The organism is Mycobacterium sp. IS-2888 (assembly GCF_001954215.1).
GTDB lineage: Bacteria > Actinomycetota > Actinomycetes > Mycobacteriales > Mycobacteriaceae > Mycobacterium.
The window spans coordinates 57341-74454 of sequence record NZ_MBET01000040.1 but is presented as its reverse complement, the minus strand read 5'-3'; the positions used below and the strand labels follow the sequence as shown (position 1 = coordinate 74454).

The window sequence follows — 17114 nt, the reverse complement described above, 5'->3', positions numbered from 1 at the left end:
CGGCGCGGACATCGTCGCGGCGATTGCGTTGGGGGCGCGGTGCGCACTGGTCGGGCGGGCCTATCTCTATGGGCTGATGGCCGGCGGTGAAGCGGGCGTCAACCGTGCCATCGAAATCCTGCAGACCGGAGTGATCAGGACGATGGGGCTGCTGGGTGTCACCTGCCTGGAGGAACTTTCGCCGAAGCATGTGACGCAGCTGCGGCGGCTGGGCCCCGTCGAGCGTTCGGACTGACCTGAGCGTGCGGCCAGCCGCACGTTCGATGTCGAACGTGAAGCCAGCCGCACGTTGGGCGCCCTAGCTGGCTAGCCGGCAGCGAAACCCGCCCGGAGTCCCCGCTCGATGTCGTCGCTCTGGCTCGCACCGCCGGCTGGGGGCGTCTGTTGGCAGTTGCAGGTCAGGCTGCCGAATATGTTTTGGTCCGACTGGCTCGGGTCGGCGCCGGCCGGCGCCGCTCCCGCAATAACAGAGCCGAGGATCGCAGCGCTGACAAGCATTTTCGTGATCATGTCGAAGACTCCTTCGCTGAGTAACCGGCTTAGACAGTTACATCTTGCTCCGCGACATGAAACCTGTCAAGGTGGTTACATGAAATTCGTCTACGTGAGCGGCCGGCGGTGCCTCGACTTCGCGGGCACGCTGAAATACCGCATGTCGGCACGCGAGGAACTGCTGACCGATCCAAGGCTGCTGTCCGACTGGGCGATCCAGGCGGGACTGCTGGACGACGCGATCGATGTCACCCACGACGAGCTCGTCGCGGCGATCGACCTGCGCGAGGCCAGCTACCGGACCGTCATCGCCCGGCTCGAGGGGCGCCGCCCCAAAGCCGCCGACGTCGAGCTGCTCAACGAATGGGCGTCGCAACCCCAGCTCGCGCCCCGATTGCTCCGCACCGGTGCCACCCGCCGCGAGGGCACCGCGCCGCGGCTGCTCGCGAGCCTCGCCGCGGATCTGCTCGACCTCATCGCCGGACCCGACCTCGAGAACGTCAAACGTTGCGCGCATCCCGGGTGCACACGCCTATACGTCGATTCGTCCAGAGCGAAAAACCGGCACTGGTGCGGGATGAGCACCTGCGGAAACAAGGTGAAGGTCCAGGCTTTTCGGGCGCGGCAGCGCGCCGCGGCCCGCTGACGCGGGGATCTACCCGGGAACAAACCACGTCCAACCAGGGTTGAGCGCAACAGACTAAACCTTTGGAGGACGAGTGTCTCAAGCCACATCAGTGCCGGTGCTGTTCGTCACCGACACCATCGTGTTGCCCGGAATGGTCGTGCCGATCGCACTGGACGACGCCGCGCGGGCGGCCATCGACGCAGCCCGGGCCAGCGATTCGGGGCAGCTGCTGATCGCCCCGCGGCTCGAGGACCGCTACCCATCCCACGGCGTGATCGCCAAGATCCTGCAAGTCGGCCGGATCGCCGGCGGTGGCACCGCCGCCGTCGTGCGCGGTGAGCGCAGGGCGCAGATCGGCGCCGGCGCGAGCGGGCCGGGCGCGGCGCTATGGGTCGAGGTGACCGAGGTCACCGAGGCCGAGCCGACCGACGACATCAAGGCGCTGGCCGCGGAGTACAAGAAGCTGCTGCTGGCCATGCTGCAACGGCGCGACGCTTGGCAGATCATCGACTACGTCAACAGCCTGACCGATCCGTCTGCGCTGGCGGACACGTCCGGCTACGCGTCCTACCTGACCGATGTGCAGAAGCGCCAGTTGCTGGAGACGGTCGACGTCGCCGAGCGGCTGCGCGTGCTGATCGACTGGACCGGCGAGCACCTGGCCGAGGTCGAGGTCAACGACAAGATCGCCGAGGACGTGCGCGAGGGCATGGAGAAGACGCAGAAGGAGTTCCTGCTGCGCCAACAGCTGGCCGCCATCCGCAAGGAATTGGGCGAGGGCGAGCCCGACGGATCCGACGACTACCGGGCCCGCGTCGAGGCCGCCGACCTGCCCGAAAAGGTGCGCGAGGCCGCGCTGCGCGAGGTCGGCAAGCTGGAACGCGCCAGCGACCAAAGCCCGGAAAGCGGCTGGATCCGCACCTGGCTGGACACCGTGCTCGACCTGCCCTGGAACGTGAAGACCGAGGATTCGACGGACCTGGCGGCCGCGCGGGCGATCCTGGACGCCGACCACCACGGGTTGGACGACGTGAAGGACCGCATCGTCGAATACCTGGCCGTGCGCACCCGGCGCGCGCAGCGCGGCCTGCAGGTCGTCGGCGGCCGCGGCTCGGGTGCGGTGATGGTGCTGGCCGGTCCGCCCGGCGTCGGCAAGACGTCGCTGGGTGAGAGCGTTGCGCGGGCGCTGGGCCGCAAGTTCGTGCGCGTCGCGTTGGGTGGGGTGCGCGACGAGGCCGAAATCCGCGGGCATCGGCGCACCTACGTGGGCGCGCTTCCGGGCCGGATCGTGCGTGCGATCGGCGAGGCGGGATCGATGAATCCCGTTGTGCTGCTTGACGAAATCGACAAGGTCGGATCCGACTACCGCGGCGATCCGAGCGCGGCGCTGCTCGAGGTGCTCGACCCGGCGCAGAACCATACGTTCCGCGACCACTACCTGGATCTGGACCTGGACCTGTCTGACGTCGTCTTCCTTGCCACCGCCAACGTGATCGAGACCATCCCGTCGGCCCTGCTGGACCGGATGGAGCTCGTCGCTATCGACGGCTACACCGAGGACGACAAGGTCGCGATCGCCCGCGACTACTTGCTGCCGCGCCAGCGCGAGCGGGCGGCGCTGAACGACGACGAGGTCACCGTCACCGACGCCGCGCTGCGCAAGATCGCCGCCGACTACACCCGCGAACCGGGTGTGCGCCAGTTCGAACGCCTGCTGGCCAAGGCGCTGCGCAAGGTGACGACGAAGATCGCCGAGGAACCGGTGACCATCGACGAGCCCGATCTGGTCGATTACCTTGGCCGGCCGCGGTTTACGCCGGAGTCGGCGGAACGCACCGCGGTGCCCGGCGTGGCCACCGGCCTGGCCGTGACCGGCCTCGGCGGCGATGTGCTCTACATCGAAGCAGGCGCAACCGATGGCGAGCCCGGTTTGCAGCTGACCGGTCAGCTGGGCGACGTGATGAAGGAGTCGGCGCAGATCGCGCTGTCCTACGTGCGTTCGCACGCCGCTGAACTGGGTGTTGACCCCAAGGCCCTGGACCGTCGCATCCACGTGCACGTGCCCGCCGGGGCGGTGCCCAAGGACGGTCCGTCGGCCGGTGTCACGATGGTGACCGCGCTGGTCTCGATGGCCACCGGGCGTCAGGTCCGCTCCGACGTCGGCATGACCGGCGAGGTCACGCTCAACGGCCGCGTGCTGCCGATCGGCGGGGTGAAGCAGAAGCTGCTCGCTGCCCAACGTGCAGGGCTGTCAACGGTTTTCATCCCATCGCGCAACGAGCCGGATCTGGACGACGTGCCCGCGGAGGTGCTCGAGGCTCTGACTGTCACGCCGATGACCGACGTCGCCGAGATCGTCGCCCGGGCGCTGGAACCGGTGGCCGAAACCGCCACGGCCGCCGCCTGATACGGGGAAACGGCGCACCGGCCGGCCCGGGCCGTTACCGTGCGGGGATGGCCGTGATCCTGCGCAGGATGCTCCGCATTGGCAAGCTGCCCGCCGAACTGCGGGCCCAGGTCGAATCGGAGGGGCTCACCCATCTCGCCGAGTTCGTCCCGGTCACTTTCCGATTCAATGGCTCGGTACCGGGTTTCGCGGTGAAAGGACACAACGTCCGCAGCTACGTCGGTTCCCTGGCCCTTACCCCCCAGCGGGTTCTCGGAACGTTGTCGACGGTGCCGAAATTGGCGGGCCGGGCAATCGACCAGCGCTGGGATGCGGCCCAGGGCGGGCCGGTCAGGGCGGAGTTCTCCAAGGACGGCCTCGCGCTCGACGTCGACGTCAGCCAGGTCGATCCCGCATTCTCCGGTCAGCTGTCACTGCGGTACAAAACCGTGATCCCCGAACCGGTGCTGACCACCCTCCCCCGCCGGTCGTTGGCGTTCCACGTCCCGCGCGAGTGGGTTTTGCGCGCCCTCGGGGTACCTGCCGCGCGGCCTGGGTAACAATGCTCACACCCGATGGCGGGCACGTGGTGGCCGGGCCAACACCGCTGGTCAGTCTGTTGCTGCGTGGTGAATCTGTTAATCGCATGCAGGTTGTCTGAAAGATTCCTGCCAATAAACCTGGCCGAAGGCGTTTTCGCGCCTCCGAGCCCGGGTAGCCGAAACAGCCAGGGGGATTCCACCCCTGTTCCCTCGGCCCAAACCAGGAGCTTAGGGAAACAACTGAACAACACCGTCAATGCTGTTGCGCTGCGTGCGTCGCAGCCAGGCTGGACAAGGAGTTCACATGAACCTCAACAAGATCACCGCCACCGCCGCGATGGCCGGCGGCCTAGGGGCCGCGGCACTCGGAATCGGTGCCGGTTTGGCCCAGGCCGACCCGGGTATCCCGGGGCCTGGCCCGAACATCCCGGGCCCGAACGTTCCGGGCCCGAATGTGCCGGGAGACCGGGATGTGCCTGGTCACGGGCAGTTGCCCGGACAGGGGTGGCCGGTTTGTAACGGCGGGCCGGGCGTCAACTGCAATGGACCCGGCAGCCCGCTTCCGCCGGGACAGGATCGGTTCCCGCCGCCGGGGCACTACAACGACCCGGTCCGCTACGGACTGCCGGCCACCTGGGTGCCGCCCGTGGGTGACCCCGACGGAACCCAGCTTCCGGTCGTATTCGACCCGGACCTGGGCCAGTGGGGCGTGCACACGTCTAGTGGTTTCCAGGTGTTCACGCCTGCGGGCGGAGCCAACGGCAACGTCGGCGGCAATGTCGGAACGCCCGGCACCTAAAACCGGCACATAAAAGCCGGAATGTGGCAGCCGCCCCCCAAAGGGGGCGGCTGTTCCACATTTGGCCGTTGCGGCTTCGCCTTGCGCTCGTCGGACGTGCGGCAGAATCGCAGTGATGACCGAATTTCGCGATCTGAAACGGCAAGTCGTCCACCGCGTCCAACGTCTGGTGGTCAACCCGGTGGGGCGGCAACTTCCGGTGACCATGCTCGAGACCGTCGGCCGCAAGTCGGGGCAGCCGCGGCGCACCGCGGTGGGCGGTCGCGTGGTGGACAACCAGTTCTGGATGGTCTCCGAGCACGGTGACCGGTCCGACTACGTTCGAAACATCAAGGCCAACTCTGCAGTTCGGGTCCGCGTTGGCGGTCGGTGGCGAAACGGAACGGCTCACCTCATGCCCGACGACGACCCGCTGCGGCGGCTGGGCAATCTCCCCCGACTCAACAGCGCCGTGGTGCGCCTGATGGGTAGCGACCTGCTCACCATTCGAGTTGATCTGGACTGACACCGCGTTCGGCATATTCGCCGAGCCGGTAAATCTGCAGGAGAAGTACGAGTAGAGGCCTGCGAAATTACAGGCTCGGCGCGTGTCGGTCGCCGGCGTTAAGGTCGGCGCATGGCCTACGACGAAGACCTGGCCAACCGGATCCGCGAACTGCTCGGATCCGAGCGTGGCGTCGAGGAAAAGCGCATGTTCGGTGGCCTCGCGTTCCTGGTCAACGGCAACATGTCCGTGGCCGCCAGTGGGCAGGGCGGATTGCTGGTGCGGGTACCGCCGGACGACACCGACAAGCTGCTGGAACGCGACCACGTCAGCGCCATGGTGATGGCGGGCCGCGAAGCCCGTGGCTGGTTGCGCGTTGACGACGAGGGCGTGAAAACCAAGCGCCAGCTTCAGGGTTGGGTGACGCGCGGCGTCGGCTATGCGCGCAGCCTGCCATCCAAATGAGGAGCTTGTGGTGAAGCGCGGGTGTCGGGTCGCCATCGGTAGCGCAGCGGTCGTCGGTGTTGCGCTTGTCGGGTGCTCGAGCGGCTCAGGCAATGGCGCCGGCGCGCGAGCTCCGAGCGGATCGGTTGCTGCTGCGCCGAAAGTCGTCGTGGACGGCAAGGTCCGGCCGGTTCAGAACGAAGTCGCGTGCGTGACGGCGGCCAACATGGTGATGGCCAACATTGGCAGCCGAGAGGATGGCATCGCCGTCACCCTGAGTGCTGGCGACAATCCGATGGTGAAAGATCTCACCCTCGGCATGGTCGACGGGGTGCCGCTCACGTACTACGAGTCAAATACCGGCCCCAAACCGACTGTCACCAAGAGCGGATCTGCCTTCAAAATCGTCGGAACTGTAAGTGATAGCCCTGGCGGCAGCGGGACCGTATCCAAACCTTTCGAGATGGAATTCACCTGCCCCCCGAGGCGGTGAACCCAGCTGAGAGGCAAGCACCCGCCCCGGTTTGCCCGGGAATGGCGCGGGTACGCGGTGCGGTATGAGCGGGCGCGAGCAAGTGGTGCAGCGATTGCTCAGGGTCGCCGGCACCACGTACGCCGCCGAGGCGGGCATTCGGGTCAACGACAAACCGATGCCGCTGTTTCAGCTCCTGGTGCTGTGCATGCTGGCCAGCAAGCCGATCGATGCCACCACCGCCGTCCGTGCGGCCCGTGAGCTCTTCAAGACGGGCCTGCGGACCCCGAAGGCCGTCCTGACCTCCGACAGGCGGACCATGATCAGCGCGTTCGGCCGGGCTCACTACGTGCGGTACGACGAAAGCTCGGCCACCCGCCTCACCGACATTGCCAGGCGGGTTTGCGACGAGTATTCCGGCGACCTCCGCGAACTCGACGGCCGCAGCAATCAAGACGTCCGCGAGGCCAAGCGAATGCTCAAGACGTTCAAGGGAATCGGTGAAACCGGCGCCGATATCTACCTACGCGAGGTGCAGGACGTATGGACCTGGGTTCGCCCATATTTCGACGGCCGCGCCACCGCCGCGGCTAAGCGGCTGGGCCTGCCGGCCGACGCGGCGAAGCTGGCCTCGCTGGCTCCGCGTGCCAACGCCCGGCTGGCCGCCGCGCTGGTGCGGGTCTCCCTGGACGACGATCTGCGCCAGCGGGTGACCGGTTGAGCGCCCGGTGACGGTGCGGATCGGCACGTCGGGCTGGTCGTACCAGCACTGGAACGACGTGCTCTACCGGCCCGGCCTGCCGGCCGGCAAGCGGCTGGCGCGCTACGTCGAGGTGTTCGACACCGTCGAGCTGAACGCCAGCTTCTACCGCTGGCCCAAGGATTCGACTTTCGCGGGGTGGCGCGACCAACTGCCGGCCGGCTTCACCATGTCGGTCAAGGCCCATCGCGGACTGACCCACTACCGCCGACTGGCCTCCCCGGAGCCCTGGATCGAACGGTTCGAGCGCTGTTGGCAGTTGCTGGGTGATCGGCGCGGTGTGCTGCTCGTTCAGCTGCACCCCGAGCAGCAGCGCGACGACGCGCGGCTGGATTCGTTTCTGCGGCAAGTGCCGGCGTCGATCCGGGTGGCCGTGGAGCTGCGCAATCCTTCGTGGAACGACCCGGCGGTCTATGAAGTGCTCGAACGCCGCCGCGCGGCGTATGTGGTGATGAGCGGCGCCGGATTGGCGTGCGTGCCGCGCGCCACCACCGATCTGGTGTACATCCGGCTGCACGGCCCGGATCGGGATTCGATCTACGCCGGCTGCTATTCCGCCGACGACCTGCGGCGCTGGGCCGACCGAATCGTCGGCTGGGACCGCGACGGCAGGGACGTATGGGTGTATTTCAACAACGACCTCGGCGGTCACGCCGTCCGCAATGCCCTGACTTTGCAGGAACTTTTGGCCTGAGCCGGGCCGCGTAGCCTGGGAATGTCGACGAAAGAACGGAGCAGCAATCATGGCCAGCTCGACCACATTCGTCATCATCGGCGGCGGACTTGCTGGAGCCAAGGCGGTAGAAGCGTTGCGCGACAGCGGCTTTGATGGCCAAGTCATCCTCTTCGCCGAAGAGGAACACCTGCCCTACGAGCGACCACCGCTCTCCAAGGAGTATCTCGCCGGCAAGAAATCGCTGGCCGATTTCACCGTGCAGAATTCCGAGTGGTACCGCGACCACGACGTCGACCTGAGACTCGGCTCGCCTGTGGCAGGCCTGACCCCCGCCGAACACGCCGTGGCCCTCCCCGACGGAACCGCGGTGCGGTACGACAAGCTGCTGCTGGCGACCGGATCGGCCTCGCGGCGTCCGCCGATACCCGGATCTGACGCCGACGCGGTCCACTATCTGCGCACCTACGACGACGCCGTGGCGCTGAATTCTATTCTCGCCGAAGGGTCTTCACTGGCCGTGGTCGGAGCCGGATGGATCGGGCTGGAGGTGGCCGCCGGCGCCCGACAGCGTGGCGTCGCCGTGACCGTCGTCGAGACGGCCAAACAGCCGCTGCTGGCCGCGCTCGGCGAATCGGTGGGCGAAGTGTTCGCCAACCTCCATCGCGATCACGGCGTGGACTTGCGGCTCGAGGCGCAGGTCGAGGAGATTTCGACCACGGGCGGCAAGGCCACCGGCCTGAAAATGCGGCACGGGTCGACGGTCGCCGCTGATGCGGTGTTGGTGGCCGTGGGCGCCAAGCCGAACGTCGAACTCGCCGAACAGGCCGGGCTCGCCATGGGCGACGGCGGTGTGCTGGTCGACGCGTCGCTGCGCACGAGCGATCCTGACATCTACGCGGTCGGCGACATCGCCGCGGCCGAGCACCCGCTGTTCGGCTGCCGGATTCGCACCGAGCACTGGGCTAACGCGCTCAAGCAGCCCGCGGTGGCGGCCGCCGGAATGCTCGGCGAGCCAGGCGAATACGCGGAGCTGCCCTACTTCTTCACCGATCAGTACGACCTCGGGATGGAGTACGTCGGGCACGCACCCAACTTCGAGCGGGTGGTGTTCCGCGGTGACGTCGGCGGGCGCGAATTCGTCGCGTTTTGGCTCGACGGCGACAACCGGGTGCTGGCCGGGATGAATGTCAACGTCTGGGATGTGCTCGACGACGTCAAAGCGCTGATCAGGTCCGGGACTTCCGTCGACCCCGGCGCGCTGGCCGATCCGCAGTCCCCGCTTACCGACCTAGTGAGCTGACGTCTCGGCGGGCACCCATGTCCCGTCGATGACGTCGGGTGGGCGTTGCGCCTGCAGGCGCTCCCGCTCGGCGCGCCGGCGCTTGATCCGCAACCGGGCATCGGCCGGCATCGTGACCAGCTCGTCGCAGGTCAGGTAGTACACGTCGGCCACGACGTCGATCATGTCCGCCGCGACCCGTCGAGAACCCAACTCGCGCAACGTCGTTCGAAGCTCATGGGTGAATCGGATGGTGGCGTCGTGAGCCAGCTCGCGCGACACGCGGGCATTGTCGGCAAGACGCCGGGCCAGCGTCGCGGGTGGCGGCGGCTGGGCGGGGGCCTCGGCGGCTTCGGCGGCCGCCGCCAGCAGCATCGCCGGATCATCGACGAACACCGTGCTGTCCAGTTCGGCTTCCCCCGGCCCGCGGTGCCCGATGCGGGCGACCGCGGTGTCGAGCGCGGCGGCGGTACCCGGAGACAACGCGCGGATGCTGTCGAGATTGCGGTCCCGGGCCAGCGCGGCCAGCGGTGGGTCGGCGCGCAATATCGTTGCCAGCTCGGCGATCTCGGCCGTGACGCGGCCACCCTCCAAGATCGCGCCCAGTCCCGGCACCCTGGTTCCCACCCCGGTGCGCTCCAACGCGGCCGCGGTGACGCCGGTGTCGATCAACGACAACGCCGTCAGGATCCAGCCCTGGTGAATCCGGTCCCGCAGCAGCCGGAGCCGCACCCCGAGGCTGGCATCGGAAAGCAGACCCAGCTGCGCGCCATCGAGGTGTTCGGCGGTGGCCGCGGCGGCGTAGGCGCGCGTGTTGGTCCGCAGGTGACGCAATATGGCGAGCGATCTCGCCGCGGCGACCGCCTTCGCGACCGACCCCACCGCGCCGCTGGCCAGCTGCGGCGGACCGAACGGCAGCAGGTCACCGACCTGTGGCTGGTCGATCAGGGCATTCCGGACGACGGCTTCGGAGTCCCAGCCCGGGAGCTGGGCGGCGGCAATGACATTGGATGACACCCCGACGTAAGGGCGATGACCGAACACCGCGATGGCCCTGCTCCCCCATTCGTCGCCCACGACGCCACCGAGCGCAAGCACCTGACCCATCACCCGTCCGGCCGTCCGCAGTCCGCTCAACTGGACGTCCAGGGTTATCGGGGTCAGCGGTCCGGGCAGCGCCTCGGCAAGGCCGGTCGCACTGAAAACCGGGAACCGCGGATCGATCAGGTCGTCGAATTCGCCCTCCATGCCCTCCGGTGCGGCGTTGCGCAGCGAACCGGGCGGCGCGTGCCGCGGGAGCACCTCCACCGGCAGCGCCAATCGCCCCCCATGGTGGACCGCACCGGCGGGTCCGAGTCTGCGGCCGGCGAGTCCGCGCGCGGTGTCGGCGACCGCCTCGATCGCCTGCCAGCCGAACTCGAATCCCCAATCCTCTTGCGCCGCAGTGATATCCATCTCCGGAATCAATTGTGACCAGCTGCGAACCCCATACGGCCGCGAACGCGGATCGGCGGATCGCAGCACCCGCCAGGCCGTGATCACGTTGGTGGCGTCCGGCGTAGCCAGGTCCACGACACCGGTGCGGTCGGTGTTCAGCGCCAAAACCAGGAAGCGCACCAGGTCGTCGAGGTGCAGTACCCGCATGGTCTGCGCGGAAACCTTGCTGCGCAGCAGGGTGGCCACGGTGCGGCACACCATCCAGTCGAGCTGACGGCCGACGGGCGGCGCGATCCGGACGACCACGCTCGGCGCCCAACTGGTGGACACCAGCTCCTCGGCGGGCCGATACAGGTCGGGCCGGCCCGCGGCCTGGGAGACGAACAGCAAGCGCGCGCCGGCGCGGGCGGCGGCATGGGTTACCCGCGCGACGCCGTCGATGTCCGCGCTGCCGGGGGCGGTGGTGTCGACCGGGGCCAGGTGGATGACCGTGTCGGCCTCGTCGGCCAGCTGCTGCAGGACGGGGTCGCTTAGCGGCGCGCAAACAAATTCGACGTTTGGGTCCAGGCAGGCGTGCGGGCGCTCAGCAATGCCACTGACGCTGTGGCCGGCCGCGATGAGCTGGCGTGCGACCAGCCGCCCGACGGTGCCGGTGGCGTCGGTAACCAGGATCTGCACCCAGGCTCACCTCCCACGACGTCCGCTTCGACAATAGGCAAGTCGCCAACAGTTTCGCGACTGTTACTCCCCAAACCGGGCTCTGGCCTGGCGGTATTCCCGCGGCGGGCTACCGCAGCGTGGCGCTGCCGTCGGCCGCGACGGCAACTTTGGCGCCACCGATGTCCTCATGCACGGTTTCCTGCGCCGCGGCGCGATCGTTGATCACCGCCAGCGTTCGCGACCCGTCGGGCGTGCGCACAGCAACAAATGCCTTCTCCGGCCGCCCTTCCCGGTCGAACGGAGTCGTCCAGGCTTCGACGGTGCCGACGCCCTCCCACTCGACCAACCCGTCGCGGGTGGGCTCGCGATCCACCGCGGATTGCACGTCCTCCCAACGGAATTCGGAAGGAGGTTCGGTGCCGTAGACACCGAAGCTGTGCTTGGTCAGGTAGCCGCCGTTGGCGGTGATCAGGGCGCGCCGTCCCGGATTCGCCACCAGCAGATCGGCGACGGTGGCGATCGAGTGCATGACGTAGTTGCTCCACGGGCCGCCCGCGAAAGTCAGCCCGCCGGTGACGGTCAGCGGACGAGCCGGATCGTCGACGGCCAGCCCCAGTTCGGCCGCGGCGACCTGAACGGCGGACGGAAAGCACGAGTACAGGTCGACGTAGTCGACCTCGTCGATGCCCAGGCCGGCGAGCTCCAGCGCACGGGCGCCCGCGATCCGGATGGCGGTGGACCGGTGCAGCTCGTCACGCTCGGCGATGGCCGGGGTGTCGTGCGCGTCGGTGCCCGCATGCGGGTAAACCCAGCGGTCGGCCGGGATCCGCAGGCGTTGTGCCTGCTCGACCGACGTCAGGATCAGGGCCGCGCCCTGGTCCACCATGTTGTTGGAGTTCATCAACTTGGTGTACGGCCAGCTGATCATCCGGTTCTGCGGTCCGGGCCGCCGAATCTCCTCCGCGGTCACCGGCTTACGGATCCAGGCGTTGGGATTGCGGACGGCGACGGCGTTGAAGCGCGCCCACAATTCGGCGACGCGGTCGAGGTGGTCGTCAACGGATTCGCCGTTGGCGACGCGAAGCGCCTGCTCGAACAGCGGGTAGACGTAGGCGGGCCGGTCCAGGCCGATCCTGATCTCCGCGTCGCCGGCCATCGGGACGTCGTCGCCGCCGACCTCGGCCAGCGGGATGGAGTCGTCCTGAACCGTCCACTCGAGTTTGCCGCCCTTGGCCTTCAGTCCCCGCCGGGTCCGCCACGTTTCGGCGCCGGCGAGCAACACCACGCCGGCCCGGCCCGCCTGAATGTCCATGCATGCCTGGTTGACCAGCGACTGCGGCACGTTGCCGCCGACCGGGCTGTAGCGCGTACGGAAGCCCGAGGCGCCGATCCGCTCGCCGAGCAGCAGCGCGGGATCCCGGTAGTGCGCCGACAGCACGTTGACCACCCGGATGGAATCGACGGCGCCGATCACCCGGGGATCGCCGGCCTGCCGGGCCGCGGCGGCCATCAGGTCGACCGGTTCGACGGACCGGGTTTCCGGGTCGATGTCGTCGCGATGGTTGACCTGACCGCAGCCGATCAGCACCGGTGTGCGGGGGCCGACGGTCATGGACCGAATTTAGCGTGTCTATGGACCGGGCCACCGCGGGCATCGGGCACGAGGCTTTGGCTATCGTCACAGGCCGACCCACGATCGGATGGAGACCGCCAACCAATGAGCGCGCACTTGAGCTATGTCGAAGCCGTGATCGTCGGCGCCGCCCAGGGCATCACCGAACTGTTCCCGGTTTCCAGCCTCGGGCACTCGGTGTTGGTACCGGCGCTGGTCGGCGGGCAATGGGCCCGAGACCTCAACGTGTCCGCGCCCCAGTCGCCCTACCTGGCGTTCATCGTCGGCCTGCACGTCGCGACGGCCGCGGCGCTGCTCGTGTTCTTCTGGCGCGACTGGGTGCGCATCCTGGCGGGATTCTTCTCCTCGGTGCGGTATCGCCGAATCCGAACGCCCGAAGAGCGGTTGGCCTGGCTGATCGTGCTGGCCACCATCCCGGTGGGCCTGGCCGGCCTAGCGCTGGAACAGTTGTTCCGCACCACGCTGGGCAAACCCATTCCGGCGGCGGCGTTTCTGCTCCTCAACGGCATCGCCCTGTATGCGGGCGAGGTCCTGCGCCGCCGCGTGGCGCCCGCTCGCGACGACCCGCCGCCAGCCGACGGGGCCGCACCCAACGACGAGGCCGCACACAGCGGCGAGGCCGTCGACAACCGGCTGGCCGAACTGCCCCTGGGCCGGGGTGTGCTGATCGGCTCGGCGCAAATCCTGGCCCTGCTGCCGGGCATCAGCCGCTCCGGCATCACGATCGTGGCCGGCCTCTGGCGCGGCCTGTCCCACGAAGACGCCGCCCGGTTCTCCTTCCTGCTGGCGACGCCCATCATCCTGGCGGCCGGGGTCTACAAGATCCCGGAACTGTTCGGGCCGCTGGGAAGCGGCATCGGCGGGCAGGTCCTGGCCGGCAGCATCGCGTCGTTCGTCTGCGCCTACCTCGCTGTGCGCTATCTCACCCGGTACTTCCAAACGCGCACGCTGACCCCGTTCGCGGTCTACTGCGCCCTGGTTGGCGCCGCGAGCCTGGCCTGGCTGACCCTGCGCTGAGCGGGCGCTTATTGCGCAGCCCGACGGCGAGTGCTGTGCTTACCGGATCGCATAGTTGACACCTGTTAAGACCGGAAGGGATCAACATGGCAGACACCGCAGTAGGCCTGAAGGTCCGCGACAAGGTCATCGTGATCACCGGCGGCGCGCGGGGCATCGGATTGGCCACCGCGACCGCGCTGCACAACTTGGGCGCCAAGGTCGCGATCGGCGACATCGACGAGGTGTGCGTGAAGGAATCGGGCGCCGCGCTCGGCCTCGACGTGCACGGCAAGCTCGATGTCACCGACCCGCACTCGTTTTCGGAGTTCCTCGATGACGTCGAGCGCCAGCTCGGACCGATCGATGTGCTGGTCAACAACGCCGGCATCATGCCGGTCGGCCGGATCATCGACGAGCCCGACGCGGTCACCCGGCGCATTCTCGACATCAACGTCTACGGCGTGATGCTGGGCAGCAAGCTGGCGGTCCAGCGCATGGTCCCCCGCGGATCCGGACACGTCATCAACGTCGCCTCACTGGCCGGGGAGATCTACGCCGTCGGGCTGGCCACCTACTGCGCGAGCAAGCACGCGGTGGTCGCGTTCACCGATTCCGCGAGGCTCGAATACCGCTCGGCCGGCGTGCACTTCTCGATGGTGCTGCCGTCGTTCGTCAACACCGAGCTGACCGCGGGCACCAAGGGCGCCAAGGGATTCCGCAATGCCGAGCCCTCGGAAATCGCCGACGCGATCGTCGGGTTGGTGGTTCGCCCGAGGCCGCGGGTGCGCGTCACCAGGGCGGCCGGCGCGATGGTCGCTTCGCAGAAGTTCATGCCGCGCAGGCTGGGCGAGGGCCTCAACCGCCTGCTCGGCGGCGAGCACGTCTTCACCGATGAGGTCGACGTCGAACAGCGCCGGGCCTACGAGGCCCGCGCCCGCGGCGAAGAATGAGGGCCGCCCAGCGCGGCGTTCATCGAAAGCGCGGACAATCGGCCGGGTGAGCCTAGAAACCGCAACGACCTCGACCACGAAACTCTCCGACGACGAACTGGGCCTCATCGACAAGTACTGGCGCGCCGCCAACTACCTGTCGGTCGGGCAGATCTATCTGCTGGACAACCCGCTGCTGACCGAGCCGCTGTCGGCCGAACACGTGAAACCGCGGCTGTTGGGTCACTGGGGCACCACGCCGGGACTCAACCTCATCTACGCCCACCTGAACCGGATCATCCGCAACCGCGACGCCAACGTCATCTACGTCACCGGGCCCGGCCACGGTGGGCCCGGGCTGGTGGCGAACGCCTACCTCGAGGGCACTTACAGCGAGGTGTACAGCGGCATCGGAGAGGACACCGACGGGCTGCGCCGGCTGTTCCGTCAGTTCTCCTTCCCCGGCGGCATCCCCAGCCACGTCGCCGCCCAGACCCCCGGGTCGATCCACGAGGGCGGTGAACTCGGCTACGCCCTGGTGCACGCCTATGGCGCGGCGTTCGACAACCCGGATCTGGTGGTCGCGTGCGTCATCGGCGACGGCGAGGCCGAGACCGGGCCGCTGGCGACCAGTTGGCACTCGAACAAATTCCTCAACCCCGCCGTCGACGGCGCGGTGCTGCCGATCCTGCACCTCAACGGGTACAAGATCGCCAACCCGACGGTGCTGGCGCGAATCCCGCAGACCGAGCTCGAATCCCTGTTGCGCGGTTGCGGATACCGGCCGATCACGGTGGCCGGTGACGAAGATCAAGACCCGGCGTCGGTGCACCAGCAGCTGGCCGCCGCCCTCGACGACGCGTTCGACGACATCGCGGCCATTCAGCGGGCGGCCCGCAGCGGCGAGCAAACCGGCCGGCCGGTGTGGCCGATGATCGTGCTGCGCACGCCGAAAGGCTGGACCGGACCCAAGGAGGTGGACGGAAAGCGGGTCGAGGGCACCTGGCGGGCGCACCAGGTGCCGCTGGCCGCGACCCACGAAAACCCCGAGCACCGCGCGCAACTCGAGGAGTGGCTGCGCAGCTACCGCCCCGAGGAGTTGTTCGGCGAGAGCGGCGCGCTGCACACCGAGCTGCGGGCGATCGCACCGCGTGGTGACCGCCGGATGAGCGCCAACCCGCACGCCAACGGCGGGCTGCTGCTGCGCGAGTTGGACCTCCCGGACTTCCGCGACTATGCGGTGGCGGTCGAACAACCCGCGTCGACGATGCACGAGGCGACCCGGGTGCTGGGCACGTTCCTGCGCGACGTCATCGCCCGTAACCGGGACCGCTTCCGCCTGATGGGGCCCGACGAGACCGCGTCGAACCGGCTGGACGCCGTGTACGAATCCACCGACAAGGTCTGGCTTTCGGAGACCGGGCCCGACGACGAAAACCTCGCGCCGGACGGCCGCGTGATGGAGGTGCTCTCCGAGCACCTGTGCCAGGGCTGGCTGGAAGGCTATCTGCTGACCGGCCGGCACGGGCTGTTCAACTGCTACGAGGCGTTCGTACACATCGTCGACTCGATGCTGAACCAGCACGCCAAGTGGCTGTCCACCAGCCGCGAGTTGCCGTGGCGCCAGCCGATCGCGTCGTTGAATTACCTGCTGAGCTCGCACGTGTGGCGCCAGGACCACAACGGCGCGTCCCATCAGGACCCCGGGTTCATCGACCTGGTCGCCAACAAGCGGGCCGAGATCGTCCGGGTTTACCTGCCGCCGGATGCGAACACGCTGCTCTCGGTCGCCGATCACTGCCTGCGCAGCCGCGATTACATCAACGTCATCGTCGCCGGCAAGCAGCCGGCGCTGAGCTACCTTTCGATGGACGATGCGATCGCGCACTGCACCCGCGGGCTGGGGATCTGGCAGTGGGCGAGCACGGCCACCGCCGAGCCCGACGTGGTGCTCGCCTGCGCCGGGGACATCCCGACGCAGGAGACCCTGGCCGCCGCCGACGTCCTGCGCCGCGAACTGCCCGACCTGGCCGTGCGGGTGGTCAACGTCGTCGACCTGATGCGCCTGCTGCCTGACTCCGAGCACCCACATGGCTTGCCGGACAACGAATTCGACGCGCTGTTCACCCGCGACAAGCCGGTGATCTTCGCCTACCACGGTTACCCGTGGCTGATCCATCGGCTCAGTTACCGCCGCACCAACCACCACCACATCCACGTGCGCGGGTTCAAAGAACGGGGCACCACCACGACGCCGTTCGACATGGTGATGCTCAACGACCTCGACCGCTTCCACCTGGTCATGGATGTCATCGACCGCGTGGACGGGCTGGCCAATCGCGCCGCGGTGCTTCGTCAACGGATGGAGGACGCGCGTATCGCCGCCCGCCGCTACACCCGCGAGCACGGCGAGGACGATCCGGCGATCGCCGGCTGGACCTGGGAGGCGCCGCAGTCGAAGTGAGCCGGGCCGACGCGAGCCGCGGGTAAACTT

General features: G+C 68.2%; 16 protein-coding genes. 14 read left to right on the top strand and 2 right to left on the bottom strand.

The features are described 5' to 3' along the window. From A5745_RS06450 to A5745_RS06395, 11 genes are all read left to right on the top strand, one after another. Nucleotides 1-235, top strand: a 235-nt coding sequence (locus tag A5745_RS06450; RefSeq protein WP_139329471.1) for an alpha-hydroxy-acid oxidizing protein, incomplete at its 5' end; no start/stop codon positions are given. A gap of 354 nt (nt 236-589) precedes the next feature. Continuing rightward, the gene (locus A5745_RS06440) at nt 590-1138 is read left to right on the top strand and encodes an ABATE domain-containing protein (protein WP_076115508.1); all 549 of its coding nucleotides are present in this window, start codon (nt 590-592) and stop codon (nt 1136-1138) included. Nucleotides 1139-1211: 73 nt separating this feature from the next. Further along, complete coding sequence (gene lon, locus A5745_RS06435; RefSeq protein WP_076115507.1) at nt 1212-3527, top strand: endopeptidase La; 2316 nt, start codon at nt 1212-1214, stop codon at nt 3525-3527. Between the two features lie 47 nt (nt 3528-3574). Continuing rightward, nucleotides 3575-4066 carry a hypothetical protein gene (locus A5745_RS06430; protein WP_076115506.1) on the top strand — a complete coding sequence of 164 codons (492 nt, stop codon included), beginning with the start codon at nt 3575-3577 and terminating at the stop codon, nt 4064-4066. Between the two features lie 286 nt (nt 4067-4352). Then, entirely contained in the window at nt 4353-4847 is a 495-nt protein-coding gene (locus tag A5745_RS24970; RefSeq protein ID WP_076058037.1) for a hypothetical protein, read from the top strand. Between the two features lie 115 nt (nt 4848-4962). Further along, the gene (locus A5745_RS06420) at nt 4963-5352 is read left to right on the top strand and encodes a nitroreductase/quinone reductase family protein (protein ID WP_076115505.1); all 390 of its coding nucleotides are present in this window, start codon (nt 4963-4965) and stop codon (nt 5350-5352) included. Nucleotides 5353-5463: 111 nt separating this feature from the next. After that, nucleotides 5464-5796: a TfoX/Sxy family protein gene (locus tag A5745_RS06415; RefSeq protein ID WP_076058039.1), complete on the top strand. Its 333-nt coding sequence runs from the start codon at nt 5464-5466 to the stop codon at nt 5794-5796. 10 nt (nt 5797-5806) lie between these two features. Continuing rightward, complete coding sequence (locus A5745_RS06410) at nt 5807-6268, top strand: lipoprotein LpqH (RefSeq protein WP_076115511.1); 462 nt, start codon at nt 5807-5809, stop codon at nt 6266-6268. 64 nt (nt 6269-6332) lie between these two features. Further along, a complete protein-coding gene (locus tag A5745_RS06405) occupies nt 6333-6968 on the top strand; it encodes an endonuclease (protein ID WP_076115504.1) in 636 nt (211 codons plus the stop codon). Between the two features lie 7 nt (nt 6969-6975). Further along, nucleotides 6976-7701, top strand: coding sequence for a DUF72 domain-containing protein (locus A5745_RS06400; protein WP_076115503.1), 726 nt, complete (start codon nt 6976-6978; stop codon nt 7699-7701). 49 nt (nt 7702-7750) lie between these two features. After that, nucleotides 7751-8983, top strand: coding sequence for an NAD(P)/FAD-dependent oxidoreductase (locus A5745_RS06395; RefSeq protein WP_076115502.1), 1233 nt, complete (start codon nt 7751-7753; stop codon nt 8981-8983). Here the strand turns inward: A5745_RS06395 and A5745_RS06390 are convergent. After that, nucleotides 8972-11077, bottom strand: a complete 2106-nt coding sequence (locus A5745_RS06390; RefSeq protein WP_076115501.1) for an NAD-dependent epimerase/dehydratase family protein — start codon at nt 11075-11077, stop codon at nt 8972-8974. The two genes, A5745_RS06395 and A5745_RS06390, sit on opposite strands and share 12 nt — an antisense overlap. A gap of 109 nt (nt 11078-11186) precedes the next feature. After that, nucleotides 11187-12671: an acetyl-CoA acetyltransferase gene (locus tag A5745_RS06385; protein WP_076115500.1), complete on the bottom strand. Its 1485-nt coding sequence runs from the start codon at nt 12669-12671 to the stop codon at nt 11187-11189. A gap of 105 nt (nt 12672-12776) precedes the next feature. On the opposite strand from A5745_RS06385, the gene A5745_RS06380 reads away from it, so the two are divergent. The 3 genes from A5745_RS06380 to A5745_RS06370 all read left to right on the top strand — a co-directional run bounded on the left by A5745_RS06380 (nt 12777) and on the right by A5745_RS06370 (nt 17084). Further along, a complete protein-coding gene (locus A5745_RS06380) occupies nt 12777-13709 on the top strand; it encodes an undecaprenyl-diphosphate phosphatase (protein WP_076115499.1) in 933 nt (310 codons plus the stop codon). An 86-nt stretch (nt 13710-13795) separates the two neighbouring features. Beyond that, complete coding sequence (locus tag A5745_RS06375) at nt 13796-14641, top strand: SDR family oxidoreductase (protein WP_076058051.1); 846 nt, start codon at nt 13796-13798, stop codon at nt 14639-14641. Nucleotides 14642-14687: 46 nt separating this feature from the next. Beyond that, on the top strand, nt 14688-17084 hold the full coding sequence (locus tag A5745_RS06370; RefSeq protein ID WP_076115498.1) for a phosphoketolase: 2397 nt from the start codon (nt 14688-14690) through the stop codon (nt 17082-17084). The last annotated feature ends 30 nt before the right edge of the window (nt 17085-17114 follow it).

Excerpts from the sequence above, each read along its gene's own strand:
- A5745_RS06380 (WP_076115499.1), top strand. The coding sequence starts at position 12,777 with ATGAGCGCGCACTTGAGCTATGTCGAAGCCGTGATCGTCGGCGCCGCC.
- A5745_RS06375 (WP_076058051.1), top strand. The coding sequence starts at position 13,796 with ATGGCAGACACCGCAGTAGGCCTGAAGGTCCGCGACAAGGTCATCGTG.
- A5745_RS06415 (WP_076058039.1), top strand. The coding sequence starts at position 5,464 with ATGGCCTACGACGAAGACCTGGCCAACCGGATCCGCGAACTGCTCGGA.
- A5745_RS06440 (WP_076115508.1), top strand. The coding sequence starts at position 590 with ATGAAATTCGTCTACGTGAGCGGCCGGCGGTGCCTCGACTTCGCGGGC.
- A5745_RS24970 (WP_076058037.1), top strand. The coding sequence starts at position 4,353 with ATGAACCTCAACAAGATCACCGCCACCGCCGCGATGGCCGGCGGCCTA.
- A5745_RS06405 (WP_076115504.1), top strand. The coding sequence starts at position 6,333 with ATGAGCGGGCGCGAGCAAGTGGTGCAGCGATTGCTCAGGGTCGCCGGC.
- A5745_RS06385 (WP_076115500.1), bottom strand. The coding sequence starts at position 12,671 with ATGACCGTCGGCCCCCGCACACCGGTGCTGATCGGCTGCGGTCAGGTC.
- A5745_RS06420 (WP_076115505.1), top strand. The coding sequence starts at position 4,963 with ATGACCGAATTTCGCGATCTGAAACGGCAAGTCGTCCACCGCGTCCAA.
- A5745_RS06395 (WP_076115502.1), top strand. The coding sequence starts at position 7,751 with ATGGCCAGCTCGACCACATTCGTCATCATCGGCGGCGGACTTGCTGGA.
- A5745_RS06430 (WP_076115506.1), top strand. The coding sequence starts at position 3,575 with ATGGCCGTGATCCTGCGCAGGATGCTCCGCATTGGCAAGCTGCCCGCC.